Below are 1680 nucleotides of genomic sequence, written 5' to 3' on the forward strand. Positions count from 1 at the left end.
CAAGTAGTAATACTTGCTCTTTCTCTTTTTATAGATCATTTATATAATAATTATACAAAATTAAAGTTATTACTCTTTTTATTATTAATTACCTCAACATAAGAGATTTTCATCACTTACTTAGTCATATATTAATGGATAATTTTACTTGTTAGTTACATACAAGTCGACTAATCTTTTATTACATTTATTATAGAATGCGCATGTAATAATTTGGCTCCAACACTCTTTCAACGGTGGCTCAAAAATACAAAAACTAAAATAGTTTGGCTCGAAGATATAAACAGAATAACGGTTCAACTGATTGAACTGCCATCTATCTATATTTAGCTTACATCCGATGAGGTCAACTTACTACAGGTCAGATCTACGAGTTGAGCGTCAATGTGGCACATGGTGTTTTTGAAAAACAGAAATACAGCAAAATAAGGCTCTAACAAGTTTAGGTTCGAAACTGTATTAATCTTACTTTGTATAGTGTTTTCTCACTTTGTTCTAACAAGTTCGAGTCCTGTTCCCGTAAGGTTAAAGCAAAAGACTGAGAAATCTACATTTTTCAAGCTTTTTTGTCGTTTGATAAATTTTACCTCAATTTCTTAAAAAATCTAAACGCCTGTATTTTCAAGGAAAAATGGTTCGGGTCTCGTTAGCGTTAAATTATTCAATAATATATTTAAACTATTTAAAACTCAAGTCCAAAAGTAAATCTTCAAAACTGATACTAAAATTATTAAGCTCTTGCTCAAGCAAATAGTTCTTCTACTTAGTCTTTTAAGATGCGTTCTTAATGTTAGATTTTTCCTTTCAATATGATTGGTACCAAAACGTTTTACAGAATGCAGTTTCTCATCAATCAGATATCTGTAGTTTTTTAATCTGTCGGTAAATATCTTTTTAACTTCTGATAATTTTAAAGTATCTAGAACATGGCTTAATGTTTTATTGGTTCTTCTGCCGATATTAAAACTGACAACATTTTTAGAATTCTTTTTCAGCTCGTTACGTCATTATTTTATAAAAGCACCTAATCTGTAACACTACCTAATTTCTTCATTTTGTAAGATTGCTTAATTTTATAAAATACACTATGTTAAAACAGGAAATTACTTTAATTATTTTTCTGTTTTAAACTTTTTATAAGAATTTTTTCAATATATTTGAGATAACATACATATTTGTACTACAATTAAATAAGCTAAAACAATGCGAAAAATTCAATTTTCGAATAATAACATGGTCATTTTCGTAAGTATTGATTATAAATTAACACATTGTTTTATAAATACTTCTTTTCCAGGATCTTATGACTTATACGCGGTTTTAAAAATTATGAGTTCCTTACAAGTTATTCTTATTTTATGTAGAATTATTCCTATATATTCATATTCAATGAAGTGAAAAGCAATTTCACCTATGAAGTTTTATTTACCCCAAATTTAAAAATACCATATGAAAATTAGAAAGTTAGAGTTATTATTAGCCTTGTTTCTTTGTGCAGCATTCAAAAGTGTAGCTGCCCCTTCTCCACCTCAACCACAAGCAATCCCTCCTCCCGTTGGTGGCCCCATAGACAGTGAAATTTCGATACTGTTTACAAGTGGAGTTGCGCTGGGTATGTATCTTTTCTTAAAGAAGCCAAAACATATAACCAAATCTTTATGAGAAACGCACCATCAGAAC

Annotated in this window: 1 pseudogene; it reads right to left on the reverse strand. The window is 29.2% G+C overall.

The annotated features are described in order from the left end of the window. Nucleotides 1-689: 689 nt before the first annotated feature. Nucleotides 690-995: pseudogene (locus B0A64_RS25655) on the reverse strand (IS1 family transposase); the annotation flags it as partial. Between the last annotated feature and the right edge of the window lie 685 nt (nt 996-1680).

Source organism: Flavobacterium araucananum (assembly GCF_002222055.1).
In the GTDB taxonomy this organism is placed as follows: Bacteria; Bacteroidota; Bacteroidia; order Flavobacteriales; family Flavobacteriaceae; genus Flavobacterium; species Flavobacterium araucananum.